The 16,500-nt window shown below is 71.4% G+C and carries 12 protein-coding genes and 1 pseudogene; 7 read left to right on the plus strand and 6 right to left on the minus strand.

Annotated features, from left to right (window positions below):
• Window positions 1-224 precede the first annotated feature (224 nt).
• The 3 genes from ABGB14_RS32810 to ABGB14_RS32820 all read right to left on the minus strand — a co-directional run bounded on the left by ABGB14_RS32810 (window position 225) and on the right by ABGB14_RS32820 (window position 2,723).
• Window positions 225-869, minus strand: coding sequence for a GntR family transcriptional regulator (locus tag ABGB14_RS32810; protein ID WP_347647714.1), 645 nt, complete (start codon window positions 867-869; stop codon window positions 225-227).
• Window positions 870-978: 109 nt separating this feature from the next.
• Window positions 979-1,623: a response regulator transcription factor gene (locus ABGB14_RS32815; RefSeq protein ID WP_347647715.1), complete on the minus strand. Its 645-nt coding sequence runs from the start codon at window positions 1,621-1,623 to the stop codon at window positions 979-981.
• The gene (locus ABGB14_RS32820) at window positions 1,620-2,723 is read right to left on the minus strand and encodes a sensor histidine kinase (RefSeq protein ID WP_347647716.1); all 1,104 of its coding nucleotides are present in this window, start codon (window positions 2,721-2,723) and stop codon (window positions 1,620-1,622) included. Before ABGB14_RS32820 ends, ABGB14_RS32815 begins: the two co-directional genes overlap by 4 nt.
• A 111-nt stretch (window positions 2,724-2,834) precedes the next feature.
• Here ABGB14_RS32820 and ABGB14_RS32825 point away from each other — a divergent pair, with 111 nt between their 5' ends.
• The 3 genes from ABGB14_RS32825 (at window position 2,835) to ABGB14_RS32835 (ending at window position 6,048) form a co-directional block, all read left to right on the plus strand.
• Complete coding sequence (locus tag ABGB14_RS32825; protein ID WP_347647717.1) at window positions 2,835-3,572, plus strand: ABC transporter ATP-binding protein; 738 nt, start codon at window positions 2,835-2,837, stop codon at window positions 3,570-3,572.
• Window positions 3,569-4,330, plus strand: coding sequence for an ABC transporter permease (locus tag ABGB14_RS32830; RefSeq protein WP_347647718.1), 762 nt, complete (start codon window positions 3,569-3,571; stop codon window positions 4,328-4,330). Before ABGB14_RS32825 ends, ABGB14_RS32830 begins: the two co-directional genes overlap by 4 nt.
• A gap of 71 nt (window positions 4,331-4,401) precedes the next feature.
• Window positions 4,402-6,048, plus strand: a complete 1,647-nt coding sequence (locus ABGB14_RS32835) for a helix-turn-helix domain-containing protein (protein WP_347647719.1) — start codon at window positions 4,402-4,404, stop codon at window positions 6,046-6,048.
• Between the two features lie 7 nt (window positions 6,049-6,055).
• Here ABGB14_RS32835 and ABGB14_RS32840 read toward each other — a convergent pair whose 3' ends face one another.
• The 3 genes from ABGB14_RS32840 to ABGB14_RS32850 are packed head-to-tail and all read right to left on the minus strand — an operon-like array spanning window position 6,056 to window position 11,200.
• Window positions 6,056-7,786 (minus strand): ABC transporter family substrate-binding protein, encoded by a 1,731-nt coding sequence (locus ABGB14_RS32840; protein WP_347647720.1) that lies wholly within the window; start codon window positions 7,784-7,786, stop codon window positions 6,056-6,058.
• 25 nt (window positions 7,787-7,811) lie between these two features.
• Window positions 7,812-9,581 carry a serine hydrolase gene (locus ABGB14_RS32845; RefSeq protein WP_347647721.1) on the minus strand — a complete coding sequence of 590 codons (1,770 nt, stop codon included), beginning with the start codon at window positions 9,579-9,581 and terminating at the stop codon, window positions 7,812-7,814.
• 17 nt (window positions 9,582-9,598) lie between these two features.
• Entirely contained in the window at window positions 9,599-11,200 is a 1,602-nt protein-coding gene (locus ABGB14_RS32850) for a D-aminoacylase (RefSeq protein WP_347647722.1), read from the minus strand.
• Window positions 11,201-11,353: 153 nt separating this feature from the next.
• Here ABGB14_RS32850 and ABGB14_RS32855 point away from each other — a divergent pair, with 153 nt between their 5' ends.
• The 4 genes and pseudogenes from ABGB14_RS32855 to ABGB14_RS32870 all read left to right on the plus strand — a co-directional run bounded on the left by ABGB14_RS32855 (window position 11,354) and on the right by ABGB14_RS32870 (window position 16,500).
• Window positions 11,354-12,547, plus strand: a complete 1,194-nt coding sequence (locus ABGB14_RS32855) for a serine hydrolase domain-containing protein (protein ID WP_347647723.1) — start codon at window positions 11,354-11,356, stop codon at window positions 12,545-12,547.
• Between the two features lie 6 nt (window positions 12,548-12,553).
• The gene (locus ABGB14_RS32860; protein ID WP_347647724.1) at window positions 12,554-13,534 is read left to right on the plus strand and encodes an ABC transporter permease; all 981 of its coding nucleotides are present in this window, start codon (window positions 12,554-12,556) and stop codon (window positions 13,532-13,534) included.
• A complete protein-coding gene (locus tag ABGB14_RS32865; RefSeq protein ID WP_347647725.1) occupies window positions 13,527-14,441 on the plus strand; it encodes an ABC transporter permease in 915 nt (304 codons plus the stop codon). Before ABGB14_RS32860 ends, ABGB14_RS32865 begins: the two co-directional genes overlap by 8 nt.
• Window positions 14,438-16,500: pseudogene (locus tag ABGB14_RS32870) on the plus strand (ABC transporter ATP-binding protein). Before ABGB14_RS32865 ends, ABGB14_RS32870 begins: the two are co-directional and overlap by 4 nt.

The raw sequence follows: 16,500 nt of genomic DNA on the forward strand, positions 1-16,500 counted from the left end.
GGGACGTGAACGCGGCCAAGAACGTGCTCGCCGCCGGGCTGGCGGAGAGCTGAAACGCCTGTGGAGCCGGTGTAAGACCTCAAGGGCGCAAGCCCGGCGGGCGGCTGGCGGTGAAGCAGGAAGACCAACCGGCGACGGTTGGAATCCCCCGGCTTCAGCCGTGGGGAGGAAGTCAAGGTGGTTCTCCTTGTGCGACGACGACCACCGGGCCGCCGGTGGAGGGATCACGGGTCGAGCTGCTGCAGCGCCATCTGCCGTGCGTACGACTTGTCGATGTGCTGCCGCACCAGCGTCTCTGACCTGTCCGGATCCTTGTCCTTGAGCGCGGCGGCGATCGCCCGGTGGTCCTCGTTGGTGTTCTCCATGCCGAGCGTGCTGTGGGCCAGGTACCAGATCCGCAGAGATCCGCAGTTGAGCCGGTTCACCGCTTCGGCCAGGAACGGATTGTCGGTCGACTTGGCGATCTCGAGGTGGAACTGGTGGTCGTACTCGATGGCCCCGTACGGCTGGCCGGCCGCGATCTCGTCGTCGATGCGATCGCAGATCCGTTCCAGCTCGTCGAGATGCGCTGGGGTGGCGCGTCTGGCCGCCAGCCGCGCCACCGGCTCCTCCAGGAGGTGGCGCGACTCGTACAGCCTGGACAGATCCCTGACCCGGATCCCGCGCACGTAAGGGGTGCGGTGCGGCGGGTAGTTGATGAACTGCTCGTCGGCCAGCTTCTTGAGCGCCTCCCTGATGGGGGTGCGCCCGAACCCGTAGCGGGTCGAGAGCATCGCGTCGTCCAGGGGCAGGTCCTCGACGAGGTCGCCCGTGACGATCGCCCTTCGCAGAACGTGGTACGCCTGCTCAGTCTTTGTCCGTCCGGTCAAGGTCATCCGTATACCCTCGATATATTTGAAGTACAAGGAAAGTACGAGACGGTGCATGCCGAGGTCAAGACCCTGAGCTCATTCACCGTGATCGGTCATCGACCGACCGTCAGCGCAGGATGCCTTCGTGCAGGGCGCGCAGCACGGCGTTGGTGCGATCGCGAGCGTCGAGCTTGAGCAGGATCGTGGACACGTAGTTCTTCACCGTGCCCTCGGCCAGGAACAACGCCCTGGCGATCTCCCGGTTGGCGTAGCCCTCGGCCACGAGCCGCAACACCTCGAGTTCGCGCTCGGTGAGCTCCTGCACCGGTGCCGCGTCGCCGCCGGCCGGTGGAGGGCCGGAGCGGATCGCGCGCAGCAGCCGGTCGGTGATCGACGGCGCGACGAGCGTGCCGCCGTCGGCCAGGGTGCGCACCGCCCTGGTCAGCTGCTCCAAGGTCACGTCCTTGAGCAGGTAGCCGCGCGCGCCCGCCCGGAGCGCCTGCAGCACGAGCGTGTCGTCGTTGAAGGTCGTCAGCACGAGGACCGGCGTCTCGATGCCGCGCTCGCGCAGGCGTTCGAGCGTCCAGATCCCGTCGTAACGCGGCATTCTCAGATCCAGCAGCACCACGTCCGGCCCGGTCGCCGCGATGACCTCGATCGCCGCGTGCCCGTCGTCGGCCTCACCGGCCACCTCGACGTCGGCGACCTCCAGCAGGCTGCGGATCCCCTGACGGACGAGCGTCTGGTCGTCGACCACCACGACCCGGGTCACGACGCCGGCACCTGAGCCGTGACCCGGAACCCGCTCCGGCCGTCGACGCTGACCTCGCCGCCGAGCGCCTCGAACCGCTCGGACAGCCCGCGCAACCCGTTGCCGAGCACCGGATCGGCCGCGCCACGGCCGTCGTCCACCGCGGTCAGCCGCACCGCGTCGCCGTCGGACGCGACCTCGATCCACAGTTCGCGGGCGCCGGCATGCCTGATCGTGTTGGTGACGATCTCCTGCACGGCTCGTACGAGCGCCGCGACCTGCTCCTCGCCTGCCCGCACCTCGGGTGCGACCTCGATCGACACCTCGAGGCCGGGCAGATCGCGCACGACCTGCCGCAGGGCCTCCGTGAGGTCGGACGACTCGGTGCGCAGCCGGCCGACGGTGGCGCGCACGTCACCCAGCAGGTCGCGCGCCACCCGGTTGGCCCGCTCGACGTGCTCCCTGGCCCGCTCCCCGTCGCGGTGACGCGCCGCCTCCAGCTCCAGGGTGAGCACGGTGAGCTGGTGGCCGATGAGGTCGTGCAGGTCGCGGGAGATCCGGAGCCGCTCGGCGGTGCGCGCCGACTCCGACAACAACACGCTCGCCGCCTGGAGCCCGACGTGCGCCTCGGTCAGCTCGCGCCGCATGCGCTGCTCCCGCATGGTCACCAGCGAGCTCAGCAGCGTCGCCGCCTGGATGAGCACGTAGAAGCCGATGCCGAGGGCCGTGTCGGCGGCGTCCATGCCGCGCGATGCCGCGGACAGGGCGAGCACCACGGTGTTGAGGCCCACCACGACGAAGCCCGCCCACGGGGGCACGACGTGGACGCTGATCGCGGCGACGATCACCAGCAGGATCGGCAGGAGGCTCCACTGCTCCGCGGACACCACCACGGCCCACGACGCCACGACCGCCGCCGCGAACGCCGCGTGGCGGACCCACCGCGGACGGCCCGGGCCGCCGGCGACGAGAACGGCCGCGATGAACACCACGAACAACGTGATCCACAGGGCCCGGGGAATGACCGCGCCGGCCGCGCCGGCCAGGACGGGACCGCCGGCCACGACCGACACGACGAACATCGCCAGCCCTGACCACTCCTCCGGCCCGAGTCGACGCATGGCCTCACCCTAACGCCGGCCCGTCGCCGTCCTCGGGTGCCGAAAGTCACGCGCGCATGCCCTGACCTTCGGCACGGGCGCGCGCCCGCCTGGCCCGCCTACCGTCGCCGCATGGAAGAGACGGAAACGGCGGTGGAGGCCGCGAACCTCCGCAAACGCTACGGCGACACGGTGGCGGTCGACGATGTGAGCCTGCGCGTCGGGACGGGCGAGATCCTCGGCATCCTCGGCGGCAACGGGGCCGGCAAGACCACCACGGTGGAGATGATCGCCGGGCTGCGGAAGCCCGACAGCGGGCGTGTCCGCGTGCTCGGCCTCGATCCGGGGCGCGACCGCGCGAGGCTCCGCCAGGTGCTGGGGGTCCAGCTCCAGGAGGCCCAGCTCCACCACGCGCTGACGGTCGCCGAGCTCATGGGCATGTTCCACAGTTTCTACCCGCATCCGAGACCCGTCGAGGAGGTCCTGGAGCTCGTCGAGCTGGCCGACCGGCGTACGACCCGCTTCGAGAAGCTCTCCGGCGGCCAGCAGCAGCGGCTCTCCATCGCCGTGGCCCTCGTCGGGCGGCCCCGCGTCGTGATCCTCGACGAGCTCACGACCGGGCTGGACCCGCGTACGCGCCGGCGGATGTGGGCCGCGGTCGAGCGGCTGCGCGACGAGCGGGTCACGGTGCTGCTCGTGAGCCACGCGATGGAGGAGGTGGAGCGGCTCTGCGATCGGGTGGCCCTCCTCGACGCCGGCCGCCTCGTGGCGCTCGACACGCCCGCCGGGCTGGTCGCCAGGACGGGAGCCGCGAACCTCGACGACGCGTTCGTCGCCCTTTCCGGATCGCGGCCGGAGGAGATCTCATGAACGCCGACGCCCGCCGTCCCGGCCTCGGGTCGTGGCTGACGCTCATCCGGTGCGAGGCCAGGATGGTCGTCCGCGACACGGCCGGGCTCGTCGTGCCCATCGGGCTGCCCCTGCTGGTCCTCGTGATGAACGCCTCGTCAGCCGGCGGCGAGGTGGTGGTCAACGGCCGCACGGTGCTGGACCTCTACGTGCTGCCCCTGGTGCTGGCCATCATCATCGCCACCATCGGCGTCGTCAACATGCCGAGCTTCCTGGCGTACTACCGGCGTGCCGGGATCCTGCGCCGCCTGTCGGTCACGCCGGCCTCGCCGGCCATGGTGCTGATCGCCCAGGCGGCGGTGAGCGCGCTGCAGACGATCATCGGCATCGGGGCGGCGCTCGCCGTGGCCGTGCTCGTCTTCGACGCCAACCTCCCCTTGCGTCCCGTCACGGCGCTCGGCCTCCTGCTGCTCGCGACCGCGGCGATGTACGCGGTCGGCATGATCGTGGCCGCCGTCGCCCCGACGCCGAACTCGGCCGTGGCGATCGGGCTCGTCGCCTTCTTCGCCCTCGGCGCCCTCGGCGGGCTGTTCGGCAGCCGGGAGAGCCTTCCCGAGACGCTGGCCATGGTGGGCGAGTGGCTGCCGTTCGGCGCCACCGTCGAGGTCCTGTCGAACGCCTGGGCGGGCACCCCGATCGAGCCCCTCCATCTGGTGAGCCTGTCCGTGACGGTCCTCGTCGGCGGCGCCGTCTCGGCCGCGTTCTTCCGATGGGACTGACGGCGTCGCGCAGAGGACAGAAGCCCGAGAGCTGGCCTTATGTCCGATGTGGGGCTTAGGATCTGTCACCGATGGTTGCACCAAGAGCGCGGCTCTCGCGGTTGCTCGACGACCTCGGACGCATGTTGCTCGACCTCATCGCGTCTCCCGGGGATCTGGACGGCGAACTGACGGGTGTGGCGATCCACGGCCCGGGCGACGAACTCACCGTCGAACCGGGCGAGCTCGTGCTCGGCGTGGGCCTGCACGACAACGACGCGATCGCCGGGCTCCTGCTTCGCCTCGGCGAACGCCGTGCGGTGGGGCTCGTCGTCAAGCACCCGGTGACCGCGGACGCCTCCGTCGTCGCGGCGGTGCGGGACAGCGGCGTGGCACTGTTCGGGCTCAACCGCGCCGCCTCGTGGTCGCACGTGGCCGCCATGCTCAGGGCGCTGCCGCTGGCCACGACCGACCTCACCGGCGGGGCGGACCTGCTCGCCGGCGCGCCTGCCGGTGACCTGTTCGCCCTCGCGAACGCGGTGGGGGCGCTGCTCGACGCGCCGGTGACGATCGAGGACCGCGCGTCACGCGTGCTGGCCTTCTCCGGGCACCAGCACTGCGCCGACCAGGGCCGGGTCGAGACCATCCTCGGCCGGCAGGTCCCCGACCGCTACACGCAGCTGCTCGAACAGCGGGGTGCGTTCCGCGAGCTCTCCAAGGGCACGCCGGTCTACGTCGAGCCCCTCGCCGAGGACATGCTGCCGCGGGTCGCCATCGTCGTCAGGGCCGGGGACGAGGTGCTCGGCTCGATGTGGGCCGTGGTCAGGGAGCCGCTGTCCGAGGCACGTGCGGCGGCCTTCGCCGACTCGGCCAAGATCGTGGCGCTGCACATGTTGCGGGCCAGGGCGGGCGCCGACGTCGGGCGCCGGCTCAGCGCCGACCTGGTGGCCATGGTGCTGGAGGGCGGCCCCGGAGCTCCCGAGGCGGCCAACCGCCTCGGGCTCACCGACGGCCGGCTCTGCGTGATGGCCGCGCAGGTCGTCACGGGCGACGCCGCGGACACCGAGGCGGCCATGCAACGGCTGCGCGACGCCCTCGCCCTGCACTTCTCGGCGGTGCACCCGCGCTCGGCCGCGGCGCTGCTCGGCGGGACCACCTACGTCGTGCTGCCCGTCGGCGCGAGCGGCGACCGCGACGGCACGGCGTCCGTGGTCCGGCTGGCGGTGGACTTCCTCGCCCGGGTGGGGGCGCGTACGGACGCCGTCATCGGGGTCGGGCGGGCCACCATGTCACTCGCCGAGGTGACCCACTCCCGCCGCGAGGCCGACCGGGCGCTGCGGGTGTTGCAGACCGACCGCCGCCGCAGGCGGATCGCCCGCTACAGCGACGTCCAGGTGGAGTCGCTGCTGCTGCGCCTGGCCGATCTCGTCGCGGAGGACGGCGAGCTGCACCTCGGCTCGCTCGGAGCGCTGGTGGACTACGACGCCGAGCACGAGAGCGGCTTCGTCGACACCCTGTCGGCCTACCTCGACGCCTTCGGCAACGTCGCGGAGGCGGCCGCCGCGATGCACCTGCACCCCAACTCGTTCCGGTACAGGCTGCGCCGCGTCTGCGAGATCACCGGCCTCGACCTCGCCGACGCCGACGCGCGGCTCGCCGCGACGTTGCAGCTGCGGCTCTACCGCGTCGCCAGGGACCGGGACGTGGTCAAGGAGACGGGATCCGCCCGGTCCCGGTGATGACCCGTCATGACTCGCCCAGCAGGCCCCACTGCTCGGTGTTGTAGGTGGGGAATCCCAGGCTGTTGTCGCGGACGTTGCCGAGCTTGGCGCTGTAGGCGAGGAACGACCTGTTCTGGTAGAGCGGCAGGATCGCGTAGTCCGACGAGACGATCCTGTCGGCCTCCTGAAGCTTCTCCGTCGCCGCCTGCGCGCTCGATGCCGAGAGTGCCTCGTTCAGCAGCCGGTCGACCTTGGGGTTGCCGTAGTTGTTGAGGTTGAACCGGCAGAAGGTCTGGTCCTCGGGGCAGCTCAGGTAGTACGGGATGTTGCTGGTCGTCGCGAACGGCGACTGCGACACGGTGGCGACCGTCATCGCCCAGTTCCCTTCCTGCACGGCCTCGATCGTGTTGGCGACGGTGGCGACCTGCACGTCCACGCCGAGCGGCGCGAGGGACGCCTTGACCAGCTGGGCCTCGCTGGCGCGCAGCTGGTCGCCCGCCTGGACCACGATGCGCAGCGGGGGCACGGCCTTGCCGTCCGGGTCGGCGAGCTTCGCCCCGACGCCGGTGTACCCCGCGTCGGTCAGGGTCTTCTTCACCTTCTCGACGTCGCCGATGCCGTACCCGAGCTCGCTGACCACGTCGGAGTAGCCGGGCGCGCCGCCGATGAACAGGTGGCTCAGCAGGGGTTCCGCGGTGTCGTCGAACTGCCCGATCGTCTTGTCGATCACGTCCTGGACGCGGATCGCCTGGAAGATCGACTTGCGCAGGGCGACGTCCTGCAGCGCGCGGGCGTTGAGGTTCAGCCACAGCTTGTGGACCGATGCGCCCGGCGTCACCTGGTAGCGGACCCCGGGCAGCTCCTCGACCTGCTGGACGATGTCGACCTGCGGGTTCGGGTAGATGACGTCGACCTCCCCGTTCGCCAGCGAGGTCGGCTGCTGCGCGACGTCCGTGATGAGCCTGAAGACCAGCTTGTCCAGGTTCGGCGGCGGGCCGAACCACTTCTCGTTGCGGACCATCACCACGGAACCGTCGGAGGTGTACTCCTGGATACGGAACGGGCCCGCCGAGAACTTCGGGACGGACTTGGCGAAGCCCTCGTTGAAGCTCTTCGCCAGGCCCGCGGCGGTGTCGGTCGGCCCGTACGTCTCGGCGACGTGGGCCGGCAGGAACGGCGAGAACAGCGCCTGCCAGTCGACGTACGGCTTGTCGAACACGACGGTGACGGTCCGCCCCTCGTCGGAGCCCTTCACCGACTTGATCCGGTCGTACCCGGCCGTGTTGGACGCCTGGCACTTGGGGCACTCGCGCGGGTCGAGGGCGCGCCAGGTGTAGACGAAGTCGTCCGCCGAGATCGGCCGGCCGTCGGACCAGACCGCCTCGGGGTCGATCGTGTACTTGATCGTCTGCGGTGAGTCGCCGACCTTCTCCGCGCTCGTCACGAGGGTCTCGTTGCGGACCGGCGTACCGTCCGGCTTGATCATGAAGGCGCCGGGCATCAGCACGCTCGAGATGTCGAGCACCGAGTAGGTCGCGCCGGCGGAGTTCAGCACGTTCCAGTTCGAGATCGGATAGGTGATGGTGTAGGTCGCCGTCCCGCCCTTGGCGACCTTCGCGGTGTTCATGGTGTTCACGTCACCCGTGACGCGCCCGTCGCCGGACGCCGTGCCGCCGCCTCCGCCCGCGCAGGCAGCGAGCAGCAGTGCCACGGCGCTCGTCGTCAGGGCCAGGGAGTGCTTCCCGCGGTAAGCCATGGTCTGCTCCAGATGCAGAGAAGGGTCAGGGACGCTCGTCGCGCAGCTGCGCGACGGCGTTGGCCGCCGCCCAGCCGATCAGCGCGTCGAGATGGGGAGCGTTGGGTGAGGGGTCGTCGGCACGGGTGAAGACGCCCACGGCGTACCTGCCGCCGTCGGCGAACTCGACCACGCCGACCTCGTTGCGGACCAGCGGGAGGGTGCCCGTCTTGCCGCTCACCACGATGTCGTCTCCGGGGAACCCGCTGGTCAGCCGGTGCGGCCAGATCTGGTCGCCCATCCAGCCGCGGACCAGCGCGCAGGCCTCGGGCGCGGCCGCCTCGTCGCGCCAGATCCCGGCCAGCAGCCGGGTGATCTCCTCTGGCGTCGTCCGGCAGGTCTCATCGGGCACCAGAGCCCGCAGCGCCTGGAGGCGTTCCAGCGGCACCTCGGCCAGGTCCCGCTCGTCGTCGCGGTAGCTGATGCCGAGGTCCTCCTCCAGCGAGGCCAGGATCTCCGCGCAGTTCTGCGGCACGGCCGTCGCGGTGAGCCCGAGCTCGGCGAGCAGCGCCGCCACCCGGTCCTTGCCGACCCGGTCGATGACGAGGTCGGTGGCCACGTTGTCGCTGATCACGATCATCAGCTGGGCGAGGTCCCGGTACGAGATGACGGTGTCGTCGCGCTGCACCGACAGGCCGTACGGCGACGGCACCCCGCCCGGCGGCACGGTGACCCGCTCGGAGAGGTCGATCTCGCCGGCCACCGACTGGCGGGCCAGTTCGAGGGCGACCGGCACCTTGAGCACCGAGGCGGTGACGACCGGGGTGCTCTCCCCGACGCCCACCGACCTCCCGCCGGCCAGGTCGCGCGCGTGCAGCCAGATGTCGGCGCCGAGCTCGCGCGCGTGGTCGCGGATCTGGCCGGGGGTCGCCGCCCTGGCGGTGCTGCGCGGCCTCCGGCGGGTCTCGACGCCGCGCAGGTGGTCGACGGCCAGCCTGGCCACCGTGCCGACGCAGGCGTCCGCGGCGGGGATGCGGTACTCGTAGGAGTCGGACCGTACGAAGACGGCGACGGCGTACCTGCGGCCGCCGGTCTCGACGACGCCGACCTCGTTGCGCCAGAAGCGCAGGGTGCCCGTCTTGGCGCTCACCCGCGCGTCCGGCTCGGTGAACCCGGAGCGCAGTCGGTGCGGCCAGGCCTGCAGGCTGAGGATGCGGCGCATCTCGGCGCACTGCTCGGGAGGCGCAGCCTCGTCGTTCCAGATGGCGGCGAGCAGCCGGGTGATCTCGCGGGGGGTGCCCGCCTGCAGGGACCGCTCCGGGTCCACCGCGCGGGCTGCGCGCCAGACCTCGGGGCCGGCCTTCTCGTCCGGCACGTCCTCGTAGATGCTCTGGTAGATGTCGTCGCAGGTGCCGTCGACCCGGGTCGCGGTCAGGCCGAGCTCGCGCAGGGTGGCGTTGATCGCCTCGGTGCCGAGCAGGTCGACGAGCAGGTCCGTGGCGGCGTTGTCGCTGACGCTCATCATCCAGTACGCGAGGTCGCGCAGCGAGAGCTCGATCGGGTCGGCCATCACGGACAGCCCGGTCGGTCCCGCCGAGCGCCCCTCGACGGGGACGTCGATCCGTTCCGCGGGGTCGAGCCGCCGGTCGCCGAACCGCCGGAACAACTCCACCAGCACCGGGATCTTGAAGACGCTCGCGAGCACCACGAGCCCGTCCTCGCCGTACCCGATCTCCTCGCCGCTGTCGAGATCGACGGCGTGCGCCCAGGCCCGCGCGCCGACCGCGCCAAGGACCTGCTCCACCTGCTCTTTCACGCGTTTCTCCTGTCGTCTCAGCGCCGGCGGCGCAGGGCCCGGCCGGACAGGCGCCCGGTGGGTACGCCGTCGGCCAGCGCGGTCTCTCCGTTGACCACCACGTGCCGGACACCGGTCGCGTACTGGTGGGGGTCCTCATATGTCGCGCGGTCGCCGACCGTGTCCGGGTCGAACACGACGATGTCGGCGAAGTTGCCCGGGGCGAGCACGCCGCGGTCGCGCAGGCCGAGGTTGCCCGCGGGCAGGCTCGACATCCGGCGCACGGCCTCGCCGAGGGTGAGCAGCGACTGCTCGCGGACGTACGTGCCGAGAATCCGGGCGAAGCTGCCGTAGGCGCGCGGATGGGTGGGCACGCCGGAGTCGGGCGGTTCGGCGGCGAACGTGGGGGCGTCGGAGCAGACCGAGACCCACGGCTTGCGCAGGGCGGTGCGCAGCGCCTCCTCGTCCATCATGAAGTACATGGCGTGCAGCGCGGGCTCCTGCTCGACCAGTTGGAGCAGCATCTCCACGGGGTCGGTGCCGGCCGCGTCCGCCGCCTGCGCGAGGCTGAGGCCGCGGTGTTTCGCCACCGGCCCGTTCGGGTCGGGGAGCAGCATGACGCCACTCGCGCCGCTCGCGGCGAGGTAGAGGTTCTCCCAGCGCTCCGACGGGGTGACGACGGCCGCACGGATGCGGGCCCGCTCGCCCGGGTCGGCGAGCCTGGCCGCGAGCGCCTCGTGGCCGCCGTCGTGGAACTCCGGCGGGATCGAGGCGGCGAGCTGGGTCTGCCCGGCGAGGTAGGGGTAGACGTCGGCGGTCACCGGCCGGCCCGCGGCCCTGGCGGCCTCGATGCGCTCGATGGCCCGCGCCATCTTCGGCCAGTTCCGCCGTCCCGCGGTCTTGAGGTGGTAGATCTCCGCGTGCAGCTCGGCCCGGCGGCCGATCTCGATCAGCTCGTCGACGGCGTCGAGGAAGTGGTCGCCCTCGCTGCGCATGTGCGAGATGTACATGCCGCCGTGCCGCGCGACCACCTCGCACAGCGCCACCAGCTCGTCGGTCGAGGCGAAGCACCCCGGCGGGTAGATGAGCGCCGATCCCAGCCCCAGGGCGCCGTCGGCCATCTCCTCGTCGAGGATGCCGCGGACGCGGTCGAGCTCGGCCGCGGTCATCGGCCGGTCGTCCGCACCCGCGCCGATCATGCGCATGTTGTGCGCGCCGACGAAGCTCGCGACGTTCTGTGCCACCCCCTTGGTCTCGAGGTGGGAGAGGAACTCCGACAGGCGGTCCCAGGTCAGCGGCGGGTCGTCGGGCCCCATGCCGGGTTCGAGCTCGGCCCTGATCTCGGCGGTGAGCGGGCCGATCGAGATCCCCTCGCCGAAGACCTGGGTGGTGACGCCCTGGTAGAGGTCGGACAGGCCGCGGCCGTCCCGTTCCAGCGTGAAGTACGCGTGGCTGAGCACGTTCACGAAGCCGGGCGCGACCACCAGGCCCGTGGCGTCGAGCACGGGCGCGTCGGGATCGCCCCCGCCCGGGCCGACGGCGAGGATCCGGTCTCCCTCGACGAGGACGTCGGCCACGCGGCCGGGCCCGCCGCTGCCGTCATGGACTGTGCCACCGCGAATCACCAGGGTCGTCGACATGCGAGCATCCTGCGACGCCGGGACCACGCAGGAGTTCATCCGATCGCACGAAGTCGGCGGCCACTTTACGTCCCTCTCCACGAAGAGCCTGCCCGGCCGGTGGACTGCACTGGGCTCCTAGGCGTGTGCGGTACGACGACACGGAGGTCGAGCATGGAGAGCACAGCCACGAGGCGGACGCTGTTGAAGGCGTCTCTCGCCGGTGCGGGCGGGGCGGTGATGAGCGCCGGCGCCGTCCCGGGTGCGCGGGCCGCCTCGTCCGGCCGGCATCGCCCGGACTGGCACCGTCGCATCGACGAGATCGTCGCCGCCATCGAGCCGGAGGGCGCCGGCATCACCGTGGCCGTGAGCAAGAAGGGCCGTACGGTGTTCGCGAAGGGTTACGGCCTGCGCGACCGCGGCCTGCCCGACCGCTTCACCGGCGAGGACTTCTTCCGGGTCGAGCAGCTCGACGAGGTGCTCGACCTGCGGCGGGGCCGGCGCCGGGCCACCTTCGACACCGTCTACAACCTCGGCTCCATCAGCAAGGGTTTCACGGCGGCCGCGGTCCTGCTGCTCCACGAGCGGCGCAGGTTGTCGGTCCACGACCGGCTCGGCACGTTTCTCCCCGGTTACCGGCGGGCCGCCGACGTCACCTTGCTCCAGCTGATGCACCAGGTGACCGGCATTCCCGACTACAACCAATTTCCGCTGTTCCAGTCGGCGTACGACGCCTTCGTCGCCTCCGGGGAGACCGACCACTCGGCCGTCGTCACGAAACTGGAGTCGCTGCCGCTCCAGTTCGAGCCCGGATCGAAGTACGCCTACAGCAACAGCAACTTCCTGCTCCTCGCGCTGGTGGTGCAGAAGGTGGCCGGGATGCCCCTCGGCCGTTTCCTGCACCGCCACCTCTTCGGCCCTCTGCGGATGCGCGACACGACCCAGGGATATCCGGCGCGCGGCAGCCGGGACGTCGCCCTCGGCTACTACGCCGAGACCGACGGGGTGCACCGCGCGTACCAGTGGAGCCTGCCGTGGATGGCGGGCGCCGGCGGGCTGACCGGCAGCGCGCGCAACCTCGCCGTGTGGAACGCGGCGCTGTCGCGGCCCGGCCTGTTCCGCCGGGAGACGCTGCGGATGATGTTCACCCCGGAGCTCGACAACTACGCGTGCGGCTGGGTCGTCCAGAAACACGACGGCAAGCCGTACGTCTGGCACAACGGCGGCATGGGCGGGTTCCGTACCATGAACGCCCTGTTCCCGGACCAGGACATCTCCGTCATCCTGCTGAGCAACGACCAGACCACCTATCCCGCGATCGACCGCAGCGCGCCCAAGGTCTTCGACGCCGTGCGAGAGATCTGGTAGCGACCCGTGCTCACGTACACACTCCGCCGGCTCCTCATCGCCGTCCCGGTGATCGTGGCGTCGACCTTCACCGTCTTCCTGCTCGTGACCATGGCGGGCGACCCGCTCGCGGGCCTCAAGGGCCGCAACCCGCCGCCGTCGCCGCAGGTGATCGCGGTCGAGGAGCAGCGCCTGCACCTGGACGAGCCGCCGCTGCAGCGGTACTGGACCTGGATCACCGGCGTCGTGCAGGGCGACTTCGGCCCCTCCGTGCGCACCAACGTGGACATCGGCCACGAGATCGCCGCCAGGTTCGGGGTCACCCTGCGGCTGATAGCCGTCGCGGTGCTCCTCGCCCTCGTGCTCGCCGTCGTGGTGGGCGTGATCAGCGCGGTCAAGCAGTATTCGGGCATCGACTACGGGTTCACGTTCGCCGCGTTCCTGTTCCTGTCGATGCCGTCGTTCTGGTTCGCCGTGCTGCTCAAGCAGGGCGGCATCTCCCTCAACAACCTCATCGGCGACCAGGTCGTGTACACGATCGGGGAGAGATCCGTCATCGTCGAGGGCGGCGCCTGGGCCCAGCTGGCCGACGCCGCCGGCCACATGGTGCTGCCGACGATCTCGCTGGCGCTGCTGTCCTTCGGCGCGTGGAGCCGGTTCCAGCGGGCGTCCATGCTCGACGTGCTCAACAGCGACTACGTCCTGTTCGCCCGCGCCAAAGGGCTGTCCAGGCGGCGCGTCGTCGTACGCCACGCCCTGCGCACGGCGCTCATCCCCATGACCACCGTCACCGCGCTCGACTTCGCGACGCTGATCTCCGGGGCCGTGATCACCGAGACGGTCTTCCAGTGGCGCGGGCTCGGCGAGTTCCTCGTCACCTCCGTCAACCAGCGCGACGCCTACGCGGTGCTCGCCTGGCTGCTGGTGGTGGCGGTCGCGGTCATCGTCTTCAACCTGATCGCCGACCTGCTGTACGCCCTCCTCGACCCCCGGATTCGCCATGAGTGACCACACCGAGGCGGCACCCCGCCCCCCATCGAGCGCGCAGGCGGCCGGCGCGGTGCGCCAGCGCAGCCAGGGCGAGCTGGTGCTCCGCCGCTTCCTGCGGCACAAGGCCGCCGTGATCAGCCTGGCGCTGTTCACCGCCGTCGTCCTGCTGGCCTTCGTCGGCGGCGCGCTCTGGCGCTACGACTACGCCGACATCACCTCGGCGGTGTCCGTACCGCCCTCGCTCGACCACCCGTTCGGCACCGACAACCTCGGCCACGACACGTTCGCCCAGGTGCTGCGCGGCACCCAACGCTCGATCGAGATCGCCCTGCTCATCGCGTTCCTGGCCGGGCTGGTGGGCACCCTGTGGGGGGCGTTCTCCGGCTACTACCGCGGCATCACCGACAGCGTGATGATGCGGATCGCCGACCTCGTCCTCACGCTGCCGCTGCTGGCGGTCGCCGCCGTGCTGACCCGCGCCACCTCCGGCTCCTGGTGGTTCGTCGCGCTCGTCATCGCCGCCCTCCAGTGGGCGTACGTCTCCCGCGTGGTGCGCGGCGTGGTGCTGTCGCTGCGGGAGAAGGAGTACGTCGAGGCGAGCCGCGCGCTCGGCGCCACCGACCGCTGGATCATCTTCCGGCACCTGATCCCCAACGCGCTCGGGCCCATCATCGTCAACGTCACCATCCTCGTGGCCGCCGCCATCCTCGTGGAGACGGCGCTGTCGTTCCTCGGCCTGGGCGTGCAGCCTCCCGACACCTCCCTCGGCCTCCTCGTCAGCGAGGCCGACACCGCGGTCAGCACCCGGCCCTGGCTGTTCTACTTCCCCGGCGCGTTCATCGTGGTGATCGCCCTGTCCATCAACTTCATCGGCGACGGGCTGCGCGACGCCTTCGACCCGACCCAGCGGAAGGTGCGCGCATGAGCGAACGTGAGGCGGTGCTCGAGGTCGAGGGCCTCACCGTGTCGTTCCCCACCGAGGACGGCCTGGTCCGCGCCGTCCGCGGGGTCAGCTACGAGCTGCGGCGCGGCGAGGTGCTCGGCATCGTCGGCGAGTCCGGCTCGGGCAAGTCGGTCACCTCGATGGCGGTGATGGGCCTGCTGCCGGCCTCGGCGCGGATCGGCGGCTCGGTCCGGTTCCGCGGCCAGGAACTGATCGGCGCGCCGGACAGGCGCATGCGGGCCCTGCGCGGCGGCCGGATCGCGATGGTCTTCCAGGATCCGATGACCTCGCTCAACCCGGTCTACGCGGTGGGCGACCAGATCGCCGAGGCGGTCAGGGCGCACAACGACGTCACCGCCGCGCAGGCCCGCGAACGCGCCGTCGAACTCCTCGCGATGATGCAGATCCCGCGGCCCCGCGAACGCGCCCGCGACTATCCGCACCAGTTCTCCGGCGGCATGCGCCAGCGCGTCGTCATCGCCACCGCCATGGCCAACTCCCCCGACGTCATCATCGCCGACGAGCCGACCACCGCGCTCGACGTCACCGTGCAGGCCCAGGTGCTCAGGGCTCTGGAGACCGCGCGGGCCGCGACCGACGCCGCCATGGTGCTGATCACCCACGACCTCGGCGTCGTCGCCGGGGCCGCCGACCGGGTGCTCGTCATGTACGCCGGCCGCCCGGTCGAGCTGGGCGGCGTCGACGACATCTACTACACGCCGCGGATGCCGTACACGCTCGGTCTGATCGGCAGCCTTCCCCGGCTCGACGGCGCCCGCGGGGGCGAGCGGTTGACGCCGATCGCGGGATCGCCTCCGTCGCTGCTCGACCTGCCGCCGGGATGCCCGTTCGCGCCGCGCTGCCCGATGCGCCAGGACACCTGCGAGACCGCCGAGCCGGAGCTGGCCGCCTCCTCCGGCCCTGACCACCTGGCCGCCTGCCACTTCTCCGCCGACCTGGAAGGGCGGCGGCCCGAGGACGTCTTCACCGTGACGTCAGCCGACGATGCCGCTGGAGGTGCGTCATGACCGGGCAGCCGCTGTTGTCCGTGCGCGACCTGGTCAAACACTATCCGGTGCGCGGCAAGGGCCTCCTGCGGCGGACGACCGGCAACGTGCACGCCGTGTGCGGGGTGTCGTTCGACCTGCACCGCGGCGAAACCCTCGGCCTGGTCGGGGAGTCGGGCTGCGGCAAGTCCACCACCGGGCGGGCCGTGCTCAACCTGCAGCCGCCGACCTCCGGCCAGGTGCTGCTCGACGGCCAGGACCTCGGCGCCGTCACGGCCGCCGGCATGCGCCGCCTGCGCCGGCGCATGCAGATCGTGTTCCAGGACCCGTACGCGTCCCTCGACCCCCGCATGACGGTCAACGACGCGATCGCGGAGCCGCTGCGCATCCACGGCACCTACCGTCAGGACGGGCCCGACCGGGTGCGGGAGCTGCTCGGCAACGTCGGGCTCAACCCCGAACACGGCAACCGGTACCCGCACGAGTTCTCCGGCGGCCAGCGGCAGCGCGTCGGCATCGCCCGCGCGCTGGCGATGCGGCCCGAGCTGATCGTCCTCGACGAACCCGTGTCGGCGCTCGACGTGTCGATCCAGGCGGGCGTGGTCAACCTGCTGGAGGACCTCCAGCAGCAGCTGGGCCTCGCCTTCCTCTTCGTCGCCCACGACCTGTCCGTGGTGCGGCACATCGCCCACCGGGTCGCGGTGATGTACCTGGGCCGCATCGTCGAGATCGGCGACAGGGACGAGCTGTTCGACCGGCCCGCCCACCCGTACACCCGGGCGCTGATCTCGGCCATCCCGGTGCCCGACCCGCGGCGTGAACGGATCAGGGCGCGCGAGCGGATCGTCCTCGAAGGGGACATGCCGAACCCGGTCAGCCCGCCGAGCGGGTGCCGGTTCCGTACGCGCTGCCCGAAGTTCGCGCAGCTCACGACGGACGAGCAGAGGGCCTGCGTCGAGCAGGCGCCCGAGCTGGTCGACCGCGGCCACGGCCACCCGGCCGCCTGCCACTACGCGGAGGTTCCCGCCGTGTGA

It is taken from the genome of Nonomuraea sp. B10E15 (assembly GCF_039871615.1).
In the GTDB taxonomy this organism is placed as follows: Bacteria; Actinomycetota; Actinomycetes; order Streptosporangiales; family Streptosporangiaceae; genus Nonomuraea.